This is a genomic window from Streptomyces sp. NPDC048441 (assembly GCF_043200235.1).
Classification (GTDB): domain Bacteria; phylum Actinomycetota; class Actinomycetes; order Streptomycetales; family Streptomycetaceae; genus Streptomyces.
The window spans coordinates 118,191-139,415 of sequence record NZ_JBICXM010000002.1; the positions used below are offsets into that span (position 1 = coordinate 118,191).

19 protein-coding genes are annotated in these 21,225 nt (G+C 69.9%); 9 read left to right on the forward strand and 10 right to left on the reverse strand.

The genetic code is table 11. The annotated features are described in order from the left end of the window. Positions 1 to 123 precede the first annotated feature (123 nt). From ACGFSB_RS04850 to ACGFSB_RS04865, 4 genes are read right to left on the reverse strand one after another with little or no spacing between them, the layout of a single operon-like run. Complete coding sequence (locus ACGFSB_RS04850; protein ID WP_393394123.1) at positions 124 to 1,344, reverse strand: acetyl-CoA C-acetyltransferase; 1,221 nt, start codon at positions 1,342 to 1,344, stop codon at positions 124 to 126. A gap of 48 nt (positions 1,345 to 1,392) precedes the next feature. Beyond that, positions 1,393 to 2,535, reverse strand: a complete 1,143-nt coding sequence (locus ACGFSB_RS04855; RefSeq protein ID WP_393394126.1) for an acyl-CoA dehydrogenase family protein — start codon at positions 2,533 to 2,535, stop codon at positions 1,393 to 1,395. 18 nt (positions 2,536 to 2,553) lie between these two features. Further along, a complete protein-coding gene (locus ACGFSB_RS04860; protein ID WP_393394129.1) occupies positions 2,554 to 3,579 on the reverse strand; it encodes an LLM class F420-dependent oxidoreductase in 1,026 nt (341 codons plus the stop codon). Next, entirely contained in the window at positions 3,579 to 4,742 is a 1,164-nt protein-coding gene (locus ACGFSB_RS04865) for a CaiB/BaiF CoA transferase family protein (RefSeq protein ID WP_393394132.1), read from the reverse strand. The genes ACGFSB_RS04860 and ACGFSB_RS04865 overlap by 1 nt, the downstream gene beginning before the upstream one ends. 134 nt (positions 4,743 to 4,876) lie before the next feature. Here ACGFSB_RS04865 and ACGFSB_RS04870 point away from each other — a divergent pair, with 134 nt between their 5' ends. Continuing rightward, positions 4,877 to 5,326, forward strand: coding sequence for a DUF523 domain-containing protein (locus ACGFSB_RS04870; protein ID WP_393394135.1), 450 nt, complete (start codon positions 4,877 to 4,879; stop codon positions 5,324 to 5,326). Positions 5,327 to 5,482: 156 nt separating this feature from the next. Further along, positions 5,483 to 6,694, forward strand: coding sequence for a saccharopine dehydrogenase family protein (locus tag ACGFSB_RS04875; protein WP_393394138.1), 1,212 nt, complete (start codon positions 5,483 to 5,485; stop codon positions 6,692 to 6,694). On the opposite strand, the gene nfi is transcribed toward ACGFSB_RS04875, so the two are convergent. Together nfi and ACGFSB_RS04885 are read right to left on the reverse strand one after the other, a co-directional pair. Next, complete coding sequence (gene nfi, locus ACGFSB_RS04880; protein ID WP_393394140.1) at positions 6,666 to 7,403, reverse strand: deoxyribonuclease V; 738 nt, start codon at positions 7,401 to 7,403, stop codon at positions 6,666 to 6,668. The two genes, ACGFSB_RS04875 and nfi, sit on opposite strands and share 29 nt — an antisense overlap. Before the next feature lie 60 nt (positions 7,404 to 7,463). Continuing rightward, complete coding sequence (locus ACGFSB_RS04885; RefSeq protein ID WP_393394143.1) at positions 7,464 to 8,072, reverse strand: hypothetical protein; 609 nt, start codon at positions 8,070 to 8,072, stop codon at positions 7,464 to 7,466. A 215-nt stretch (positions 8,073 to 8,287) separates the two neighbouring features. Here ACGFSB_RS04885 and ACGFSB_RS04890 point away from each other — a divergent pair, with 215 nt between their 5' ends. Beyond that, complete coding sequence (locus ACGFSB_RS04890; RefSeq protein WP_393394146.1) at positions 8,288 to 8,584, forward strand: YciI family protein; 297 nt, start codon at positions 8,288 to 8,290, stop codon at positions 8,582 to 8,584. Between the two features lie 19 nt (positions 8,585 to 8,603). Here ACGFSB_RS04890 and ACGFSB_RS04895 read toward each other — a convergent pair whose 3' ends face one another. Then, positions 8,604 to 9,749 carry a WD40/YVTN/BNR-like repeat-containing protein gene (locus tag ACGFSB_RS04895; protein WP_393394149.1) on the reverse strand — a complete coding sequence of 382 codons (1,146 nt, stop codon included), beginning with the start codon at positions 9,747 to 9,749 and terminating at the stop codon, positions 8,604 to 8,606. Positions 9,750 to 9,935: 186 nt separating this feature from the next. Between ACGFSB_RS04895 and ACGFSB_RS04900 the strand changes: the two genes are divergently transcribed. Next, a complete protein-coding gene (locus ACGFSB_RS04900; protein WP_393394152.1) occupies positions 9,936 to 10,352 on the forward strand; it encodes an SsgA family sporulation/cell division regulator in 417 nt (138 codons plus the stop codon). A gap of 39 nt (positions 10,353 to 10,391) precedes the next feature. Here ACGFSB_RS04900 and ACGFSB_RS04905 read toward each other — a convergent pair whose 3' ends face one another. After that, a complete protein-coding gene (locus tag ACGFSB_RS04905; protein ID WP_393394155.1) occupies positions 10,392 to 11,078 on the reverse strand; it encodes a GPP34 family phosphoprotein in 687 nt (228 codons plus the stop codon). A gap of 320 nt (positions 11,079 to 11,398) precedes the next feature. Here ACGFSB_RS04905 and ACGFSB_RS04910 point away from each other — a divergent pair, with 320 nt between their 5' ends. The 5 genes from ACGFSB_RS04910 (at position 11,399) to ACGFSB_RS04930 (ending at position 19,906) form a co-directional block, all read left to right on the forward strand. Beyond that, the gene (locus ACGFSB_RS04910) at positions 11,399 to 13,030 is read left to right on the forward strand and encodes an ABC-F family ATP-binding cassette domain-containing protein (protein WP_393394158.1); all 1,632 of its coding nucleotides are present in this window, start codon (positions 11,399 to 11,401) and stop codon (positions 13,028 to 13,030) included. A 10-nt stretch (positions 13,031 to 13,040) separates the two neighbouring features. Beyond that, a complete protein-coding gene (locus tag ACGFSB_RS04915) occupies positions 13,041 to 15,362 on the forward strand; it encodes an ATP-binding cassette domain-containing protein (RefSeq protein ID WP_393394161.1) in 2,322 nt (773 codons plus the stop codon). A gap of 75 nt (positions 15,363 to 15,437) precedes the next feature. After that, positions 15,438 to 16,214 (forward strand): dimethylargininase, encoded by a 777-nt coding sequence (gene ddaH / locus ACGFSB_RS04920; protein ID WP_393394164.1) that lies wholly within the window; start codon positions 15,438 to 15,440, stop codon positions 16,212 to 16,214. Positions 16,215 to 16,396: 182 nt separating this feature from the next. After that, on the forward strand, positions 16,397 to 17,368 hold the full coding sequence (locus ACGFSB_RS04925; protein WP_393394166.1) for an acyl-ACP desaturase: 972 nt from the start codon (positions 16,397 to 16,399) through the stop codon (positions 17,366 to 17,368). A 66-nt stretch (positions 17,369 to 17,434) separates the two neighbouring features. Next, positions 17,435 to 19,906 (forward strand): hypothetical protein, encoded by a 2,472-nt coding sequence (locus ACGFSB_RS04930; protein WP_393394169.1) that lies wholly within the window; start codon positions 17,435 to 17,437, stop codon positions 19,904 to 19,906. Here ACGFSB_RS04930 and ACGFSB_RS04935 read toward each other — a convergent pair. Both ACGFSB_RS04935 and ACGFSB_RS04940 read right to left on the reverse strand, forming a co-directional pair. Then, on the reverse strand, positions 19,893 to 20,132 hold the full coding sequence (locus tag ACGFSB_RS04935) for a WhiB family transcriptional regulator (protein ID WP_393394172.1): 240 nt from the start codon (positions 20,130 to 20,132) through the stop codon (positions 19,893 to 19,895). The genes ACGFSB_RS04930 and ACGFSB_RS04935 overlap by 14 nt on opposite strands. Positions 20,133 to 20,345: 213 nt before the next feature. After that, positions 20,346 to 21,140, reverse strand: coding sequence for a VOC family protein (locus ACGFSB_RS04940; protein WP_393394175.1), 795 nt, complete (start codon positions 21,138 to 21,140; stop codon positions 20,346 to 20,348). Between the last annotated feature and the right edge of the window lie 85 nt (positions 21,141 to 21,225).

Genomic DNA, 21,225 nt, shown 5'->3' on the forward strand with positions numbered 1-21,225 from the left:
ATGCGCTGCGCGCAGCCTTCCCCGATGAGATGCCGCACGAAGTGCGCATCTCAGGGGCGCGGGGAACTGCGCGACCAGCCCCCACCGGCGGTCAGTCGGCGAGGAGGGGCAGCCCCGCGGCGCTTAGCCGGAGATCCGCTCCACGATCGTGGCGATACCCATGCCGCCGCCGACGCAGAGCGTCGCGAGACCGAACCGCTTGTCCTGGCGCTCGAGTTCGTCGACGAGCGTGCCCAGAATCATCGCCCCGGTCGCGCCCAAGGGATGGCCCAACGCGATCGCACCGCCGTTGACGTTGACCTTGTCCAGGGACAGGCCCATGTCCTTGACGAAGCGCAGGACCACCGCAGCGAAGGCCTCGTTGATCTCGACGAGGTCGATGTCGTCGATGGTCAGACCCGCCTTGGCGAGCGCTTTGCGCGCGGCAGGGGCGGGCCCGGTCAGCATGATGGTCGGCTCGGAGCCGGAGACCGCCGCGGAGACGATCCGCGCACGCGGGGTGAGGCCGTAGCGCTCACCGACCTCCTTCGTACCGATGGCGACGAGCGCGGCGCCGTCCACGATGCCGGAGGAGTTGCCCGCGTGGTGGACGTGGTCGATCTTCTCGACCCAGTGGTACTTCTGCAGCGCGACGGCGTCGAAGCCGCCGAGGTCGCCGATGTCCTTAAAAGAAGGCTTCAGCTTGCCGAGGGAGTCCGCGGTGGTGCCGGGGCGCATGTACTCGTCGTGGTCGAGGACGACCAGGCCGCTGCGGTCCTTCACCGGTACGACGGACTTCTCGAAGCGGTTGTCCTTCCAGGCGGCAGCGGCACGCTCCTGGGACAGGGCCGCGTACTCGTCGACGTCACGCCGCGTGTAGCCCTCGATGGTGGCGATCAGGTCGGCGCCGATGCCCTGCGGCACGAAGTTCGTCTCGTAGTTGGTCATCGGGTCGGCGAACCAGGCGCCGCCGTCCGAGGCCATCGGGACGCGCGACATCGACTCGACGCCGCCCGCGAGGACGAGGTCCTCCCAGCCCGAGCGCACCTTCATCGCGGCCATGTTGACGGCTTCGAGGCCCGAGGCACAGAAGCGGTTCTCCTGGACGCCCGCGACGGTGTCGGGAAGACCGGCGGCGATCGCGGCGATCCGCGCGATGTCGGAGCCCTGGTCACCGACGGGACCCACGACGCCGAGGACGATGTCGTCGACGGCCGCCGGGTCCAGGTCGGGGAACCGCGCCCGGATCTCGTGGATCAGGCCGACGACGAGGTCGATCGGCTTGGTGCCGTGCAGGGCTCCATTGGCCTTGCCGCGTCCGCGCGGGGTGCGGATCGCGTCGTATACATACGCTTCGGTGGTCAAGACAGCAGCCTTTCGCAAAGAACTTTGCAGGTGAGGGGTCGAGCGGGCTCAGGCGAGCAGGGAGCGGCCGATGATCTCCTTCATGATCTCGGTCGTACCTCCGTAGATCGTCTGGATGCGGCCGTCGGTGAAGGCCTTGGCGACGCGGTACTCGGTCATGTAGCCGTATCCGCCGTGCAGTTGGAGGCACCGGTCGGCGACGCGCTTCTGCAGTTCGGTGGCCCACCACTTGGCCATCGAGGCGTGCACGGCGTCGAGTTCCCCGTTCGAGTGATCCACGATGCACCGGTCGAGGAACGTACGGGTGACGGCGCACTCGGTCGCCATCTCGGCGATCTCGAAGCGGATGTGCTGGAGCTTGGAGAGCGGGCGCCCGAAGGCCTCGCGCTCCTTGACGTACGTCGTGGTGATCTCCAGGAGGTGCTCGGCGGCAGCGATCCCGGCGACGGCGATGCCCATGCGCTCCTGCGCGAGGTTCGTCATCAGGTGGATGAAGGCGCCGTCGAGCTCGCCGAGGAGGTTCTCCTTGGGTACGCGTACGTCGTTGAAGAACAGCTCGGCGGTGTCCTGGGACTTCTGGCCGATCTTGTCGAGGTTGCGGCCCCGCTCGAAGCCCTCCGTGCCGCGCTCGACGACCAGGAGGGACAGGCCCTTCGCGCCGCCCTCCGGGGAGGTCTTGGCGACCACGACGACCAGGTCCGCGAGGATGCCGTTCGAGATGAACGTCTTGGAGCCGTTGAGCAGCCAGTGGTCGCCCTGGTCCACGGCGGTGGTGCGGATGCCCTGGAGGTCGGAGCCCGCGCCCGGTTCGGTCATCGCGATGGCCGTGATGATCTCGCCGGAACAGAAGCCGGGCAGCCAGCGCCGCTTCTGCTCCTCGGTGGCCAGGGAGGTCAGATACGGGCCGATGATGTCGTTGTGCAGGCCAAGCGCGAGCCCGGCCGCTCCCGCGCGGGTGAACTCCTCGGCGAGGACCGCGCTGTAGCGGAAGTCGGCGTTCCCGCCGCCTCCGTACTCCTCGGGCACGGCGAGCCCGAGCAGCCCCTGCTTGCCCGCGGCGAGCCAGGCGTCACGGCTGACGATCCCGTCCTTCTCCCACTCTTCGTAGTGGGGCAGCACCTCCTTCGTGAGGAAGGTGCGGACGGTCTCGCGGAACGCCTCGTGTTCGGCGGAGAAGATCTGTCGCTTCACGTACGGCCTCCTAGAGCCCTAGAGCCAGCCCTTGACGGTTTCGATCAACTTGGCCGGCTCGGGGCCGACAGGAATGACGTTGAGCATGGTGACGCCTGCCGCACGGAAGGCCTCGACGCGCTCGCGGACGTAGCTCTCGGGCCCGCACAGCGACATGAGCTCGCAGAACTCGTCCGGGACCGCGGCCTCGGCTTCCTTCTTCTTGCCCGAGAGATACAGCTCCTGGATGCGCTTGGCTTCCTTCTCGTAGCCGTACGCGACCGCGAGGTCGTTGTAGAAGTTCTTCCCCACAGCTCCCATGCCGCCTACGTAGAGGGCGATTTGGGGTCGGGCCATATCCCGTACGGCCGCCGCGTCGTCACCGATGGCGAGCAGTCCTCCCGCGACCGTCTGCAACGGTCCGAGCGCCGGATCACGCTTCTCCTTGCCCTCGGCGAGCGGACCGCCCCACACCTGGTGGGCCTTCTCCGGGATGAAGAGAGTGGGCAGCCAGCCGTCGGCGATCTCGGCGGTCATCCGGACGTTGGCGGGGCCGAGCGACGCTACGTAGAGGGGCACTTCGGAGCGGACCGGCTTGGTGAGGATCTTCAGCGGCTTGCCCAGCTTGCCGCCCTTCTCCGGGGGCAGCGGCATGTCCGTGATGCCGTGGTGGTCGATCACCTCGCGGCGCAGGATGCGGCGGGTCAGCTCGATGGCCTCGCGGGTGCGGGCAAGCGGCTTGTCGTACGGCTTCCCGTGCCAGCCCTCGACGACCTGCGGGCCCGACGCGCCGAGCCCGATGATGGCGCGCCCGCCGGAGATCGCGTCGAGTCCGGCGGCCGTCTGGGCGATGAGGGCAGGGGTGCGCGAGTAGACGTTGAGGATCCCGGCGCCGATCTTCATACGCTCGGTGCGCGCGGCCAGGTAGCCCATGATGGTGGGTGAGTCGAAGCCGTAGGCCTCCGCGACCCAGACGGCGTCCAGACCCGCGGACTCCAGGGCCGCGACATCGTCGGCGGCCTGGCGCGGGTCGCCCGCGTAGGCGAGAGGTGCGGAGATCTGCATCAGCTTTCTTCCTTCGTGGGGGTGTCCGTCGTGGCGGCGTCCATCAGGGCCGGTACGCCCCAGTCGCGGGCCACTGCCTCGGTGTCCGCGCCCGGCTGGGCGGGCCCGCCGCGGATGTCCGTCGGGGTCGCGGAGAAGCGGGGCGCGGGGGCGGGCTGGGTGATGCCTCCGTGGTCGACGAAGGTGCCGCGGGCCGAGAGATGGGGGTGGCCGGGGGCTTCGCGCAGGGAGAGCACGGGCGCGACGCACGCGTCGGAGCCTTCGAAGACGGCCGTCCACTCCTCGCGCGTTCGCGCCTTGAAGCGGGCGGCGACCGTCTCGCGCAGCTCGCCCCAGCGGGCGATGTCCTTGCGCTCCGGCGCCTCGTCCGCCAGGCCGAGCAACTCGATGAACTCGTCGTAGAACTGCTGCTCAAGGGCGCCGACGGCCATGTATCCACCGTCGGCGGTCTCGTAATTGCCGTAGAAGGGGCAGCCGCCGTCCAGGAGGTTGGCGCCCCGCCGGTCCTGCCAGCCACCGGCCGCCAGCATTCCGTGGATCATCGACGTGAGGTGGGCGGTGCCGTCGACGATCGCGGCGTCCACGACCTGGCCTGTGCCGTTCTCGCGCGCGTGGTGCAGCGCGGCGAGGATGCCGACGACGAGATAGAGCGAGCCGCCGGCGTAGTCACCGACGAGGTTCGCGGGGACGGTGGGCGGTTCGTCGGGGTCGCCGATCATGCCGAGGGTGCCGGTGATCGCGATGTACGCGATGTCGTGCCCGGCACGCTGGGCGAGCGGGCCCTCCTGGCCCCACCCCGTCATCCGTCCGTAGACGAGCTTCGGGTTGCGGGTGTGACAGGTGACCGGCCCGACACCCAGGCGCTCGGCGACGCCGGGGCGGTAGCCCTCGATGAGGACGTCGGCGCGTTCGACGAGGTCGAGGACGCGGTCCGCGCCGTCCGCCGCCTTGAGATCGATGATCACCGAGCGTTTGTTGCGGTTGGTGACGTCGTACTCGGGATCGACCGCGAGACCGCCGCCGCCAGGTCGGTCGACGCGTACGACATCGGCACCGAGGTCCGCGAGGAGCATGGCCGCGAACGGGCCGGGCCCGATGCCCGCCAGCTCGACCACGCGCACTCCTGCGAGCGGTCCGTGAACGCCCTTGTCCGGCACAGCCATTGAGCCCCCAGCGCTATGACACAACTGATGTAACACCAATGATGCTAAGAACGTGTTCCACTCCGCACAAGACCCTAGCAAGCAAGCGCTTAGACAAATCGGGGGACGGGCCGTGCGGCAACTAACCTGAAGCCATGGATTCCGTACTGGTCAGCGCGTGTCTACGCGGGGTGCCCTGCCGGTTCGACGGCCGCGCCAAGGCGTCGCCCGAACTCGACGACGCGGTGGCGGGCCGCGAGGTCGTCTCCTTCTGCCCCGAGGCGGCAGGCGGCCTTTCGACCCCCCGCCGGCCGGCCGAGCTCGTCGGCGGCGACGGGCACGACGTGCTCGACGGGACGGCCCGTGTCGTCGACGACACCGGACAGGATGTGACGGCCGAGTTCGTAGCGGGCGCCCGGAGCGCGCTGGCCGCGGCGCTGGCCGGTGGCTGCACCCAGGCGCTGCTGATGCCGCGCAGCCCGTCGTGTGGGCGCGGCACGGTCTACGACGGATCATTCAGCGGGGACCTTGTGGCGGGCGACGGCGTGACGGCGGCGCTGTTCGAGCGGAACGGGATCAGCGTGCGAGCGGCGCCGGGGGTATGAGGCCGCCGCCGAGGCCAACCAGAAGGTGTTCGTCCCGCTCCCGTTTCTTCGGGGCGCTCTTCGGGACAGCCATGGGTACCTCCTGGTCCGCGTGCTCACCCCGCACGCTAGCCTCGGCCACCGACAACGGCACGGGGTGCACGACGGAGAGGTGCCATGACCAGTCAGTACGGCAACGGCAAGGAGCGTGCGGCGGACCGCACGTACGACATCGTGCTCTTCGGGGCGACCGGTTTCGTCGGCGTGCTCACCGCGGAGTATCTCGCCGCGCACGCGCCCGAAGGGCTGCGCTGGGCGATCGCGGGTCGTGACACCGGGAAGCTGGAGCGGCTGCGGAAGGAGCTCGCCGACACCCACCCGGCCTGTGCGGAACTCCCCCTCGTCCGAGCGGACGTGGCGGACCCCGCTTCCCTCCGGGACATGGCAGGCCGCGCGCGCGTGGTGGCCACGACCGTCGGCCCCTACATCGAGTACGGCCAGGAACTCGTCGCCGCGTGCGCGGAGGCGGGCACGGACTACGTGGACCTCACGGGTGAGCCGGAGTTCGTCGACCTCATGTACGTGCGGCACGACGCCCGCGCACGGGAGACGGGCGCACGGCTCGTGCATGCCTGCGGCTTCGACTCGGTCCCGCACGACCTGGGCGCGTACTTCACCGTGCAGCAGCTCCCGGAGGGTGTGCCGCTGCGCGTCGACGGGTTCGTGCGCAGCAACGCGACGTTCTCCGGGGGCACGTTCGCCTCCGCCCTCGCGCAGTTCTCGCGGGGCCCGCAGATGCTGGCCGCCGCGCGGGACCGGCGGCGGCACGAGCCGCGCGTCGTGGACCGCAAGGCGTACGCGCCGCCGAGCGCGCCCCGGTACGCGGGCGAGGTCGGCGCCTGGGCCCTTCCGCTGCCGACGATCGACCCACAGGTGGTGCAGCGCTCGGCGCGGGCCCTCGAGCGCTACGGCCCCGACTTCCGTTACCGCCACTACGCGGCCGTGAAGACCCTGCCGTTCGCCCTGGGCGGCGCCGCCGCCGTCAGCGGTCTGGTGGCCGCGGCTCAACTGCCGCCCGCGCGGCGGTGGTTGTCGTCGCGCCTCAAGCCGGGCGAGGGACCGAGCGCGCAGCGGCGCGCGGAGAGCTGGTTCTCCGTGCGGTTCGTCGGCGAGGGCGGCGGGAAGCGCGTGTTCACGGAGGTCTCGGGCGGCGATCCGGGGTACGACGAGACGGCGAAGATGCTGGGCGAGGCGGCGCTGTGCCTGGCGCTCGACGACGACTTGCCGGATGTGGCCGGGCAGTTGACCACCGCCGTGGCGATGGGCGACGCGCTGACGGCACGGCTGACGGCGGCGGGGCTCAGGTTCCGGGTGGCCGCGTCGCGGTAGCCGCGGTGGCGGTCGCCTCGCGCAGGACCTCGCGGCACAGGGCGTCCGCGCGCCGCGTCGACTCCGGGAGGCGGTAGCGCGGCGTCAGGCGGAGCGTGTGGGCGCAGGCGTTGTCCAGGCTCACCCGGTGGCCGACGGAGACGAAGACCGGCTTGACGCCCTCGCGGGTGCGCAGGGCGCGGCCGATCTCGTCCTCCGCGTCGAGGAGCGGGGCCGCGCTGCCCCGCGGTGCGCCGGGAGCCTCGTACGTGAACGTGAAGGGGTTCTTCGCCACGCCGATCGTGGGGAGTCCGGTGAGGACGCCGAGGTGGCTCGCGAGGCCGAAGCGGCGTGGGTGGGCGATGCCGTAGCCGTCGCAGACGACGAGGCCCGGATCGGTTTCCAGCTCCCCCAGGGCGGCGAGGACCGCCGGGATCTCGCGGAAGGCGAGCAGGCCCGGCACGTACGGGAAGGCCACGCGGCCCACCGCGGTCGCCTCCTCGACGACGTCCAGCGTCGCGGCGTCCAGGACGACGACCGCGGCGGCGACGATGTCGCGCTCGTCGTCGTAGGCGACGTCGACTCCTGTGACGTGCCCCGAGATCGGCCGCGGCCCCGCTTCGTCGAGGACGACCCGGGCACGGAGTTCGTCCTGGACCGCGCGGGCGGTCGGCTCGTCTGTGGGCCAGTCGGCGGGGATGTGTGCGAGGGCGGCGGCGTGGGTCGTCATGGTGCGGTCAAGACTAGGCCGTTGGCCCATCCCCACCCCGCCCGCCCGCCCGGCGGTGCGCTACTTGGCCGCGGCGAACTTCCAGGTGAACGGCTCGCCGTCCTCCTCGGACCAGTGGATCTCCAGGTCCTTCGTGTCCTTGGGGACCAGGTACGTGTCGCACAGGACGTGGGTCTCGCCCTGCTTCCAGCCCTCGATGGACGAGGCGTCCTCGCAGCCCGGCGCGTCGTCGGCGGCGCCGATGACCAGGGTTCCGCGCTGGCCGTCGGCCCACACCGTGGTGGAGTCGTTGGCGTCCGGGGTCTCCGCGAGGGCCGCGCCGGACTTGTGCGTGTACTTCACGTAGGCGATGGCCGGGACCAGGCCCTTGGCCTCCTTGGGGTCCGCCACCATCTTCTTGGTCTCGGCCTCCGTGCCCAGGTCGACCTTCTGCGCGGTGATCTCGTAGGTGACGGGGGTGTCACCCTCCTTCACCTTGCCGGTCGCGCTCTCGCCGGTGCCGAGCTCGCCGCCGGACTCGGGCGACGGCTTGGCCTTGGGCTCGTTCGCCCCGGCCTTCGGCTTGTCCGCGGAGTCCTTCTTGTCGTCGCCACCCCCGCAGGCGGTCAGCGCGAGGGCGAGCACGGCCACGGGCGCGGCGATGCGCAGAGCGGTCTTCCTGTACAGCAAAGTGAACTCCCGGCAGAAATGGACCGACCGCACACCACGAAGTCATCCCGTGGGGCGGCCGGTTGAGCGGTCAGCATACGAGTCGACTACGCAATGGGTCGAGTTGGTTCCGCACCGCACACACGAGGCGCGTTCACACTTGCTACGGATACGGGATAAAGCGAACGGCCGGGCCCCGGCGGCGTAGAGCGACGCTCAGAGGTAGCCTCGCGATCATGTTCGTTCTCGAGTTGACCTACACCGCGCCCGTGTCCGCCGTCGACAAGGAGATGGCCGCCCACGTCGCCTGGCTCGACCAGCTCTACGCGCAGGGCGTGTTCATCGCCTCCGGGCGCAAGAATCCGCGTGACGGCGGTGTGATCCTCGCCGTGGCCGACGACCGTGCGGCGATCGAGAAGATCGCGGCGAGCGATCCCTTCGTGCTCGCGGAGGTCTGCGAGTACCGCATCACGGAGTTCATCGCCACGAAGACGGCCCCGGAGCTCGCTCCCTATCGACAGGTACTGCCCTAGTCCTGCCGACGGGAGTTGCTCAGTCCCGCTGCTCCCAGCGCGCGATCCGGCCCTTCTCACCGGACGCCCAACAGGCCCGGTCCCGCGTGCAGTCCACGGTGTCGTACGACCCCGGGTCGACCGTCCGCCAGGTGCGCCCGCCGTCCGACGTGACGTCCGTGCCGGTCGGCCCGACCGCGAGTGCGCCCCTGCGGCTCCCTGGCAGCCAGGCCACCCCGGACCGGTAGGCGGGCGGGGGTGTGCCGGCCGTGGTCCAGGTGCGACCGCCGTCGCCCGTCGTGGCTGCGGCCTTCGGAGAGGGCTTGTCGGCTCGGTAGTCACCGCCGACCGCGATGCCGTGCGTACGGTCGCGGAAGGCCACGCCGAAGACGCCACGCGCCGGATCGCCCGCCGGGATCGGCGCGTCGGTGGCCGTCCAGGTGCGGCCGCGGTCGGCGGAGTGCAGGACACGCGCGCGTTCCGCTCCCCCGGTGGCCAGCCACACATCGCGCGAGCCGGAGCTCACCAGGCACTGGCCGCTCGCGGCGAACCCCGCCTCGCCCTCCTGGGCGGCGGGCATCCCGTCGTCGGGCAGGACCTTCCAGGAGCGGCCGCCGTCGGCGGTGGACAGGATGCGGTACTTGCCGTCGACCGGGTCGCTCATCGCCAGGCCGTGGTGCCGGTCGAAGAACGTCATGCAGTCGTAGAAGGCCTTGGGATCGGTGTTCCGGAAGGACTCCGTCCACGTGGCCCCTCCGTCCGACGTGCGGAAGACGCGCGAAGCCTCGCCCTCACCGATGGCCAGGACCACAGCGCGGCGGCCGTCGAACGCCTCGACGTCGCGGAACTCCAGCTCTCCGGCTCCGGGCGGTGAGACGTTCCGCCAGCTTCCGCCGCCGTCCGACGTGCGCAGCACGGTGCCCTTCGTGCCGGCCACCCAGGCGGTGTTCCGGCTGACGGCGGCCAGACCGCGGAAACGCGCGTCGCTGCCACTGTCCTTGAGATCCCAGCTGTCCTTGAGATCCCAGCCGCCGCCCCGCTGCGACTGCCCCTCAGGGCCCGCGGGAGCCGCCAGGGCCAGCCCTGGCGCGGCCAGCGCCGTCGCGGCGAGAGCCGCCCCGCACAGTCCCACCGACACCGCACGGCCCACGGACCGCGGCCACCTCGTCTTCCCCAAGGACCTCATGGCGGGGGAAGTTACCACCGGAACGCACGATTCCTTCCGAGAATTGTGTGAAGACGGTGAAGAGGAAGCGGTGACCGAGGTCACTCGGTGTTCGCGTGCACGGATTCCGTCATTCCGACGTCTATCCCAGTACCGGCTATCCACGAACCGATCCGAGTCGTCCAGCTGTCAGTGAGGGAGCAGGCGTTGTCCAACAGCATCGAGCAAGCCGTAGAGGCCCGCCTCGTCGCCGCCGCACCGCGGATGTCGACCATTCCCGCGACGCTGCACTACGACCGGGGCGATCCGTTCGCCGTCCGGATGAGCTTTCCCGCCCCGGCGACCCTCGAGGGCATCGAGGTCCACTGGACCTTCGCCCGCGAGCTGCTCGCGGCGGGCATGGAGTGGGAGGTGGGCGACGGCGACGTCCGCGTGCGGCCGTACGGATTCGACCGCACGGTCGTGGAGTTCCACGCGCCCGAGGGCACGGCGATCGTCCACATCCGCACCGGCGAGCTGCGCCGCTTCCTGCACCGTTCCATGGCCCTGGTCCCCACGGGCGAGGAGCATCTGCACGTCGACCTGGACCAGGACCTCGCCGATCTGATGCGGGACGCCTGCTGACTGATGCGGGGCGCCCGCTGAGCCGCCGCCTCCGCTCTCTCAACCACCCCCGCCACCACCGGACGACCGCGCCGCCTCCGCGGACGACACCGCCGATGCCAGCGCCTTGCGCAGCCCCCGCATCAGTTCGGGCAGCTCGGGCGACGAAGCCCCGCTGCGGTCGGTGAGCGCGTCGAGCCGCTCCTCGTACTGCCTGCGGTCCTTGCCCGAGACGACGCCGCGGAGCTTGCCCGTCGCCGCGCACACCACCAGGGCCGCGTCGCCCTCGGACACCTCGGACACCGGCACGGGACCGCGCAGGACCGCGAGCGCCTCCGCGTGCAGGACCTCCACGTATCCGGCGCGCTCCAGCTCGTACCGCCTCGAGGGAAAGATCCCGAAGACCCGCGTGCGCTCGGCCCGCAGATAGCCCCCGGAGACCAGCTGGTCGCGCACGGCGGCCTGCGTGTCGCGCGCCCTGTGCGTGATCGAGCCGCGCCACTTGCGGGGCCTCGACTCCTCGATGAGTTCGAGGACGCTGTCCAGCGCCGCGTCGCCGGTGCGCGCGCCGAGGACCGGCGTGACGACGCCGTCCACATCCGAGACGAGTCCGCGCTGGGCCAGCTCCGCGAGCGCGCAGGCCCGCACCGCGAGGTGCAGGTCGGGAGCGCCGGCGATCTTGTTGCGCCCGGTGTCCCAGGCGAGCAGGAAGATCCGGGTCGGCAGTGAGAGCGAGCCGTAGGGCATGGGGGCCTCCCTTTCGCGATCACGATAAAGCGTTGACTCCCGGCCGGGGTGCGCCTTACGCTGTACAACGGTTCTGTTGCCGTCGATAGGAGAAGGACGTTGCTCGTCTGAGGTCCGGAGTCACCGCGTCACACAGCTCGGCTGTGTGCGTAGCGTGCGACCTCGACGTACGAGCCGTCCCCCGGCGCAGGGCCCTTTTTTCTGCCACTTCCGCCCTCGCCCCCTGATGTCTCCGCATCCGTCCTGCTGTCGCGCCCCGCGGTGTCCCGAAACGCGTCGCCCGTTGACCGCGCTTCATCTCACGCAACCGCGAGGCCTGTATGTCTACTTCCCCCACCTCCATCACCTGCACATCGCTCGACTTCACCTGGCCGGACGGCACCGGCGTCTTCGAAGGACTCCAGGTGGCCTTCGCGCCCGGCAGGACCGGCCTGATCGGCGTCAACGGGTCAGGGAAGTCAACCCTGTTGAAGCTCATCGCCGGTGAACTCACGCCGAGCGAAGGCGCTGTGCGCGTCGCGGGTGACATCGGGTATCTGCCACAGAACGTCACCCTCGACACCCGCCTGCGCGTCGACGAAGTACTCGGCATCACGGCAACTCGCGCCGCACTGCACGCCATTGAGGCGGGCGATGTGGCCGAGGAGCACTTCACCACCGTCGGAGACGACTGGGACGTCGAGGAGCGCGCCGTCGCGACCCTCGATCAGCTCGGCCTCGGCCACATCGGCCTCGACCGCACCACCGGCGAGGTGTCGGGCGGCGAGTCCGTGCTGCTCCGGCTGGCCGCGCTGCTGCTGCGCAGGCCCGACGCGCTCCTGCTCGACGAACCCACCAACAACCTTGACCTGTATGCCCGTCGGCGCCTGTACGCGGCCGTCGAGGCCTGGTCGGGAGTCCTGGTCGTGGTCAGCCACGACCGTGAACTCCTCGACCGGGTCGACCAGATCGCCGACCTGCGGGACGGAGAGGTCAAGTGGTACGGAGGCAATCTCACCGCGTACGAGGAAGCACTGGCCGCCGAGCAGGAGGCGGCGGAGCGCATGGTGCGCGTCGCCGAGTCCGATCTGAAGAAGCAGAAGCGTGAACTTGCCGACGCCCAGGTCAAGTTGGCTCGCCGCAAGCGGTACGGCCAGAAGATGTGGGACACCAAGCGCGAGCCGAAGGTCGTCATGGGCGAGCGCAAACGCCAGGCTCAGGTGTCCGCCGGCAAGCACCGCATCATGCACGAGGAGAAGCTCAGCGAGGCGAAGGAGCGCCTCGACGACGCTGTAGAAGCGGTACGGGACGACGACGAGATCCGCGTCGACCTGCCGCACACCGCGGTCCCTCCGGGCCGCACCGTACTCACGCTGAGAGAATTGACCCTGCGTTACGGGGCGCGCGTACAGGGCGAGTTCGAGCTGCGCGGTCCCGAACGGATCGCGCTGGTCGGCCGCAACGGCGCGGGCAAGACCACGCTCCTGCGTACGATCGCCGGGGATCTTGAAGCCGTCGAGGGGGAGGCGACGGCGCACGTCCCGCTGCGTTTCCTGCCGCAGCGTCTCGACGTACTCGACGAGGAGCTGACGGTCGCGGAGAACGTGGCACGCTTCGCACCCGACGCCACCAACAACAGGATCCGGGCCCGGCTTGCCCGCTTCCTGTTCAAGGGGGCGCGGGCCGACCAGCGCGCGGCGACCCTGTCGGGCGGCGAGCGGTTCCGGGCGGCGCTCGCCGCGCTGCTGCTCGCGGAGCCCGCGCCGCAGCTCCTGATGCTCGACGAGCCGACCAACAACCTCGACATGGCGAGCGTGAAACAGCTGGCCACGGCCCTGGAGTCGTACGAGGGAGCGCTGATCGTGGCCAGTCACGACGTGCCGTTCCTGGAGTCGATCGGCATCACACGCTGGCTGCTCCTCGACGGTGAAATGAAGGAAATCACGACAGAAGGTGTCGGGTATTCCGGTTAGCTTCGGGTGTATGCACCAATACATCACCATCACCGGAGCCCATGAGAACAACCTCAAGGAGGTGAGCCTGCGCATCCCGAAGGGCCTGCTCACGGTATTCACGGGCGTTTCGGGGTCGGGGAAGTCGTCGGTCGTGTTCGACACGATCGCGGTCGAGTCGCAGCGCCAGCTGAACGAGACCTTCACCTGGTTCGTCCGCAACCGGCTGCCGAAGTACGAGCGGCCGCGCGCGGAGACCATCGAGGATCTCTCGCCCGCGATCGTCGTCGACCAGAAGCCGATCGGCGGCCACTCCCGCTCCACGGTGGGCACGATGACGGACATCTACTCGGTGATGCGCGTGCTGTTCTCGCGGCACGGCACACCGAGCGCGGGGGCGGCGACCGCGTACTCGTTCAACGACCCGTCGGGCATGTGCCCCGAGTGCCACGGCCTGGGCAGGACCGTGCACCCCGATTACGACCGCATCCTGGACCCGGCCAGGTCCCTCACGGACGGCGCGATCCTGTTCCCGCCGTTCGCCGCCGGGACCTGGCAGGGCCAGACATACACCAACACCCCCGACCTGGACACGCACAAGCCGGTGGGGCGATTCACCGCGGCGGAGCGGCAGTTCCTGCTGCGCGGCGGCAAACAGGGCGGCAAGGTCAACGTCGACAACACCGGTGGCGCGCGCGACATCGACTACGAGGGGCTCGCCGACCGCTTCGAGCGGCTCTACCTCAACCGCGATCTGTCGTCGCTCTCCCAGAAGACCCGCGATCTGGTGCAGCGCTTCCTGGTCGAGGGCGCGTGCGACGTCTGCCACGGGGCCCGGCTCAACGCGGCGGCGCTCGCCACCCGTATCCACGGCATGAACATCGCCGACTGCGCCCGGATGGAGGTCACCGACCTCATCGCCGCCCTGGAACCGATCGACGACCCGGTGGCGGGCCCGATCGCCGCGGCGGCCGTGGCTGCCCTGGAGCGGATCGAGGCGATCGGCCTGGGCTATCTCAGCCTCGGCCGGGAGACGTCCACGCTCTCCGGCGGCGAGGGGCAGCGCCTGAAGACGGTGCGCCACCTCGGCTCCAGCCTGACCGGCATGACGTACATCTTCGACGAGCCGAGCGTGGGCCTGCACCCGCGCGACGTGGGCCGTCTCAACGATCTGCTGCTGCGCCTGCGCGACAAGGGGAACACCGTCCTGGTCGTCGAGCACGACCCGGATGTGATCGCCGTCGCCGACCACATCGTCGACATGGGACCGGCGGCGGGCACCGGCGGCGGCCTGGTCGTCTTCGAGGGGACGCCGGACGACCTGCGGCGCACGGACACCCTCACGGGCCGTCACCTGCGGCGCTCCACGGGCGTCAAGGAGAACCCGCGCGAGCCCATCGGCGGCCGGTGGGTCAAGGGCGCCGATCTGCACAACCTCCAGGACGTCAGCGTGCGGATGCCGACCGGAGTGCTCACCGCGGTGACAGGGGTCGCGGGCTCGGGCAAGAGCACGCTGGTGTCGCGGGCGTTCGTCGCCGAGCATCCGGACACCGTGGTCGTCGACCAGACGAGCATCGGCATCTCGGGCCGGTCGACCCCGGCGACGTATCTGGGAATCATGGACTCCGTGCGCAGGCTCTTCGCGCGCGAGACCGGCGAGGACGCGGGGCTCTTCAGCTTCAACTCCCGTGGTGCCTGCGAGAGTTGCCAGGGGCGCGGGATCATCTACAGCGACCTCGCGTTCATGGATCCGGTGACGACGACCTGCGAGGCGTGCGAGGGGCGCCGCTTCAAGGAGGAGGTGCGCCGGCTGACCATCGGCGGCGGCTCCATCGGCGGCTGCTCCATCGGCGGCTGCTCCATCGTCGATGTGCTCGAGATGACGGCCGGGCGCGCGCTCGACTTCCTGGCCGCCTTCGACGACGAGTCCCTGCGCCGCCGACTGCGCGCCCTGCGTGACGTGGGGCTGACATATCTGACGCTCGGGCAGCCGCTGAGCACCCTGTCGGGCGGCGAGCGGCAGCGCATCAAGCTCGCCACACAGCTGCACCGCACCGGGACGACGTACGTCCTCGACGAGCCGACGACCGGTCTGCACATGGCGGACGTGGACGGCCTGCTCGCCCTCCTGGACCGCCTGGTCGACGCGGGGAACACGGTGATCGTCGTCGAGCACAATCTGGAGGTCGTCAAGCACGCGGACTGGGTGATCGACCTGGGCCCCGACGGTGGCAAGCACGGCGGCCGTGTCGTCTTCGAGGGGACTCCGGGGCAGCTGATCGACGCGGAGGGGTCGTTCACCGCATCTCATCTGCGGCGAGACCTGGGCCTGGAGGCCTCGCGCGCTGCATGATGTGCGGCAGCGCCTTGATCCGGCTTCCCGCCGGACCGGGCCCCCCGCCGCTCCCGCACCTACGGAGACCTAGCCGTGCCCAGCCAGAAAGCGCTGATACGCCGACCAGGCCCGCGCCTCGCAGAGGGCCTGGTCACGCATGTCGAGCGGACCCCGGTCGACACCGGCCTCGCTCTCGATCAGTGGGCGGCGTACGCCGGCGCGCTGTGGGCGCACGGCTGGGAGACGGTCGAGGTGGAGCCCGCCGACGACTGCCCGGACTCGGTCTTCGTCGAGGACGCGGTCGTGGTCTTCCGCAATGTGGCACTGATCGCCAGGCCCGGCGCCGAGTCGCGGCGGGCGGAGACGGCTGCCGTGGAGGAGGCCGTGGCCCGGCTCGGCGCCTCCGTGAACTGGGTGTGGGAGCCGGGAACGCTGGACGGCGGCGACATCCTCAAGGTCGGCGACACGATCTATGTGGGCCGGGGCGGACGCACCAACGCCGACGGCGTACGGCAGCTGCGGGCCGCCTTCGAGCCGCTGGGGGCGCGGGTCGTGGCCGTACCCGTCAGTAAGGTCCTGCACCTGAAGTCGGCGGTGACGGCGCTGCCTGACGGCACGGTCATCGGCTACGCGCCGCTCGTGGACACACCGTCGCTCTTCCCGCGCTTCCTGCCGGTCCCGGAGGAGTCGGGGGCGCACGTGGTGCTGCTCGGCGGCGCGAAGCTGCTGATGGCGGCGAGCGCGCCGAAGACGGCGGAACTGTTCGCGAGCCTCGGTTTCGATCCGGTCCTGGTGGACATCAGCGAATTCGAGAAGCTCGAAGGCTGTGTGACATGCCTCTCAGTGCGACTCAGAGGGCTGTACGCCTGACCAGTCCTGGGGCGGCTGTGGCGTGTGAGGCCTTCGGGCCCCGCCTCCTGGAGCGCTTTACGGAGGGTTTAACCTACGGCAACGTAACCTACGACACCGTAGGTAGGTAGCACCCGCTCGTGCCACCGCGTAACCCCCACGCACGTAATCCGTTAAAAAACTCCCGTCCCCCTGGAGCCCCCGTGACGATCACCTCTCCCCATCTCGGCAGCACGGAAGACTGGACCGACGCCCGGTTGCTGTTCGCCCTGGAAGAAGTAGTCGAGCAGGAGCTGAACCGGCACCTGAAGGTGGCCAAGGACTGGATGCCGCACGAGTACGTCCCGTTCTCGGACGCGCGGAACTTCCCCGGCTATTTCGAGGACGGCCAGGCCTGGGAGCCCGAGCAGTCCAAGGTGACCGACATCGGCAAGGTCGCCCTCGTCGTCAACCTGCTGACCGAGGACAACCTCCCCAGCTACCACCACGAGATCGCCTCGCTCTTCGGCCGCGACGGCGCCTGGGGCACCTGGGTGCACCGCTGGACCGCCGAGGAGGGCCGCCACGGCATCGTGATGCGCGACTACCTCCTCGCCTCGCGCGCCGTGGACCCGGACAAGCTCGAGCAGTTCCGCATGGCGCACATGGCCGAGGGCTTCGAGTCCGACAACCGCCACTCGATGCTGCACTCCGTCGCGTACGTCGCCTTCCAGGAACTCGCGACCCGCGTCTCGCACCGCAACACGGGCCACCAGTCGGGCGACCCGGTCTGCGACCGGATGCTGGCGCGCATCGCCACCGACGAGAACCTGCACATGGTCTTCTACCGCAACCTCCTGGGCGCGGCCTTCGAGCTCGCTCCCGACCTCACCATGCAGTCCGTTCGCGACGTCGTCGTCGACTTCCGGATGCCGGGACACGGTATGCCCGGCTTCGAGCGGGCCGCCGCGCAGATGGCGATCGGCGAGATCTACAACATGCGCATCCACCACGACGACGTGATCCAGCCCGTCCTTCGCTACCTGAAGGTCATGGAGATCGGCGGGCTCGGCCCCGAGGGTCTCAAGGCGCAGGAAGAGCTCGGCCTGTACATGAACGGGCTCGACACCGAGGCGGCCAAGTTCGACGAGAAGCTGGCCGCCCGCAAGGCACGGTTGGCGGCTCGGGGGAAGTAAGTCCCCTCGCCGAACCGATTTACGACCGCCCGGCCCGGTGCAACGGTGGCAGCGGGGGTGGAACCCATGGCACAGACCCACGAGTGGATGTTCTACGAGGTCATGTGGCGCAGTTGGGCCGGGCGTGCGCAAGTGCCCTATCCCGTCCCGTGGTGGGCGCAAGCCGCTTTCCGGCGCTGGAGCGACGACTTCGACTCGGGCACGTACGAATCCAAGGAGGCCGCCTTCGCCTCCAACGCCCTGTACCGCTACTGGCACATGGTGGGGGTGAAGGACCACCGCCAGGAGTCACTGATCGGCCAGGCGGGCGAGATCGAGCCGGTCTACGACAAGTACTGCCTGTCCTTCTTCCTCTACGAACCGTCGACCGGTGCCGTGCGTCTGCCCCAGCTGACGGGCGCGGGCGCGGTCGGGCAGCGGATGGAGGCGCCGCATCTGCCGGTGGTCCTGACGACGTTCCGTACGGCTGACGGCACCGAGTTCGTGCAGCGGACCTTCGCGACCGCCATCGGCGCCCGGCAGCGGGACCTCGTCGTGACCCGGCTGACGGTGGGCAGCGCGACCGGGCAGCCGCGCGAGGGCTGGCTGTGCGCGGCCGTGATGCCCGCGGGGCCGAGCGGCTTCCAGCGGCACGACCGCAACGGCCGCCAGATCACGGACCGGCGCCTTACGTTCCTGCGTCATCTGCCGGACGAGGGGCGCGTGGAGACCAACAGCGGCTGGGGGCCGGTGTTCGACACGCCTCCCGAGCAGTACGGCGTGTACGGCAACCCTGACTTCACGTACGACCCGGACTCCTATCTGACGCGCAGCCCGTTCCACGACCTCGTGATGGGCGGCAAGCTGAACGGCGCGCCGCAGGCACAGGACCAGATCGCCGGTCTGTGCAGCGCTGCGTTCGCGTGGCCCTACCGGATCGCGGACGACGAGCTGTTCGAGCTCGACGTACGGCTTCCGGTGGACCTCTACAGCGGCGCCGCCGATCTGGCGGAGATCAGGGCCACGCCCGCCGCCCAACTGGAGGAGAACAACCGCGCGTTCTGGACGGACAAGCTCCTCGCGCAGGGCATACAGCCACAACTCCCGGCCCCTGTCGCGCACTTGGCGGACCAGTTCCGGCAGTGCCGCTCGCAGCTCCTCATCCTCTCCGACCACGGCGAGATCCATCCAGGACCGACGGTGTACGACTCCTTCTGGATCCGTGACTCCTCCGTCGAGGCCACCGCATGTTCGCTGGTCGGCGACGCGAACCTGGCCGAGCGCCAGTTGGGCACGCACTATCCGCTCAAGTTCAACCGCGGCACGGGCCGGATCGGGCCCTGCGCGGAGTACGGCTTCTACGGCGGCCAGCACGAGAAGGACGACCGCGAGTGGGACAGCAACGGCCAGGCGCTGTGGGCGATCGGCCGTTTCGACCGGACGCGCGGCCGGTCCGCCGCCTTCGGGGCGAAGCTCTACACGCCGTACGTCATCGACGGCGCCCGGTGGCTGCGCGACAACCGCGACCAGTACGGCCTGCTGCACAGCGGCTGGAGCGCCGAGCACCTCGGCGAGCGCCACAAGCCGCACTACTGGGACGACCTGTGGGGCCTCGCCGGACTGTACGAAGCGGCGCAGCTCGCGGAGCGGATCGGGTCCCCGGATGTTCCCGAACTATGGGGCGCCTTCGATGACTTGAAGCGGGCCACGGCCGCCTCGGTGCGCTGGGTTCTGGAGGAGCAGCGCAGGCTCGGCGCCTGGGAGACGTACATCCCGACCGGGCCCGCCGACGCCGGCCGCCTCGACTCGACGATGATCGGCACGGCGGCGTTCTTCCATCCGCTGCGGCTGCACATGGGCAGCAAGCTGGGCGAGGACATCGACCGGGCGGCCCGCTCGACGCTCGACACGATGTACGCACACTTCGTGACCGGCGGCTACCGGCACGAGGCGGCCTGGAACGCCTACGGGCCCTATCTGACCACGCAGTTGGCGCACGCCTACCTGCTGGCCGGGGACACGGTGCGGATGGACGCACTGCTCGGCTGGATCGTAGGTGCGTCGCTGCCACGGACCGAGGAAAGGGCGGTGGCGCTCGGCGCGTGGAACGAACAGCACGCCTTCCCCATCGCCTCCGACTACCACGAAGTCCCGTACCGCCATTGGTACATGGGAGACATCCCGCACGGCTGGGCGGCGGCCGAGTATCTGCTCCTGATCCGCGACATCCTCCTCTTCGAGGCCGACGAGGACCGCGACCCGCATCTCTACATCGCCCCGGGCATCCGCCCCCACTGGGTGCCGGACGGCGATTCGGTGGCCGTGGACGGCGCCCCGAACCTGTTCGGCACGCCCTTCGGCTACCGGCTCACCCATGACGCGGGCGCGCGGAAGGTGACCGTGGACATCACGCAGGCGCCCGAGCGGGTGCGGTACGTCTATCCGTGCCGGTTCGGCTCGGTGCGGGCGGTGACGGCGGACGGCCGGGATCTGACGGTGACGGGGGACGATGTGCACATTCCGGCGGGGACGGGGAGGTTCACGGTCACGTACGCCTGAGGCCGAGCCGCTCCTTCTCGGAGAGCCCGCCCCAGACGCCGAACCGCTCATCGTGTGCCAGGGCGTATTCGAGGCACGCGGGGCGCATCTCGCAGAGCTGGCAGATGTACTTCGCCTCGCGTACGGAGCTGCCCGGTTCGGGGAAGAAGAACTCGGATCCCGTCTGGGCGCACAGGGCCTGCTCCTGCCAGGCGAGTTCCGGCTCGGCTGTCATGTCGATCTGCATGTCGCCGATGCTGGCAGGGGGCGCGAAACAAAGGATCAACGAACGATCAACACCGCGCCGGGTGCTGTTTCGGGCTCCTCCTGCTTGCCCGTGGTGAGCGTGGCGAAACACTCCTGGGCGGGTTCAAGTGATGGACGGGGCAACCGGAGCCACCCCGTCCGACCAGTCCGGCATCACCCGGCGTGGCCGAACCATGCCGGACAGTCGTGGGCCTCAGCCCGCGCTCGGCGCCTCCGGCTGCATCAGCGCGAACCGCGCCCCGCACGGATCGGCCAGCTTGGCGAAGCTGCCGACGCCCGCCAGATCCATGCGCGCCACCCGCACCGTGCCCCCGGACGGCTCCACCTTGGCAAGGACCGCGTCCATGTCGGCCACCTGGAAGTACGGAATCCAGTACGGCCCGCCTTCGGCCTCTTCCGGGGAGTCGGACAGCGACCACAGACCGCCGAACATGTCGTCCTCGGTACCGCCGGCCGGGTGCACCATCGTGTACGAACCCTCGGCGAAGGACGCGGTGGAGCTGCCCCAGCCGAACACGGAGCCGTAGAACTCCTTGGCCGCCTCGATGTCCGGCGTACAGAGCTCGGTCCACACCAGGCTGTTCGGGGCGTCCACCAGGTCGAGGCCCTTGTTCGTGCCCGGCTGCCACACGGCGAAGCCGACCCCCTGAGCGTCGGTGAAGACGCCCATGCGGCCTAGGTCACCGACGTCCATGGCCTCATAGACCGTGCCGCCACCGGCCTGCTCGACCGCCTTGCCCGTCGCGTCCGCGTCCGGCGTCTTGAAGTAGATCATCCAGGCCGGAGGGGCCTGTTCGGCGGCGACGGTCATGACGCCCGCCACGGTCTTGCCGTCCGTCTGATACAGGCTGTACCCGCCGACTTCGGGCCCGCCCGACTGGAACTCCCAGCCGAAGAGCGAGCGATAGAAGGCGTTGACCCTTTCCGGATCCGGAGTGCCGAGGTCGACCCAGATCGGGGCCCCGGCGGCATAACGGGTATTGAGCATGATCGACTCCTTTGTCGCCTATCTCTTCCGTCCATCCGAGTCTTGCACTCGGCACTGACAGTGCGCACGGGCTGCCATCTTGTGA